Origin of the sequence: Sinorhizobium fredii USDA 205, from assembly GCF_001461695.1 — a bacterium.
Lineage (GTDB): Bacteria > Pseudomonadota > Alphaproteobacteria > Rhizobiales > Rhizobiaceae > Sinorhizobium > Sinorhizobium fredii.
Window position 1 is genome coordinate 1 of the sequence record NZ_AUTC01000006.1, and the last position, 621, is coordinate 621.

The 621-nt window shown below is 62.2% G+C and carries 1 pseudogene; it reads left to right on the top strand.

Features of this window, described 5'->3' with window-relative positions:
• Positions 1 to 333, top strand: a pseudogene (locus N181_RS02280) (sorbosone dehydrogenase family protein); the annotation flags it as partial.
• Between the last annotated feature and the right edge of the window lie 288 nt (positions 334 to 621).

Consider the following 621-nt stretch of genomic DNA (forward strand, 5'->3'; position numbering starts at 1 on the left):
GACTATGCCTTGGGCGGACACACTGCATCGCTCGGCCTTTGCTGGCTTCCCGCAGGCACTCTGCCGGGCTTCCCGGACGGCATGGTCATCGGGCAGCATGGTTCCTGGAACCGCAGCACGTTGCGCGGCTACAAGGTTATCTTCGTGCCGTTCGTGAATGGACGTCCGGCCGGGCCGCCGCGCGACATTCTGACCGGTTTCCTTTCGCCTGACGAGCGGGCGTCCCATGGACGGCCGGTTGGAGTTACCATCGGCCCGGACGGCTCCCTGTTAGTGGCGGACGATGTCGGCGATGTGATCTGGCGCGTGACGGGCGAGGCGGAGCGCGGCTGAACGGCCGCACACCGCAGGGGACATGCCGTTGCACGCTACCGCAAGGTGCTGATGGCCCATGGCACCCCGATCACCGATGGCGGACAGGCGTTTTTTCGTCGCGCATTTCACTGGTTCGATTGGCCAACCTGACTGCTTTTGCCACGCCTTGCGCGTATGAACGATCGGCATCCACCCAATCGCGCCTAACTTTTAACATTCTGGCTTCAATGGATTTGCGGTTTCTTGCGCGCTAACGCGCTAGGCTGTAGTGACAAATTAACCGGGAGAGGATTCCCAAGCGGAGGC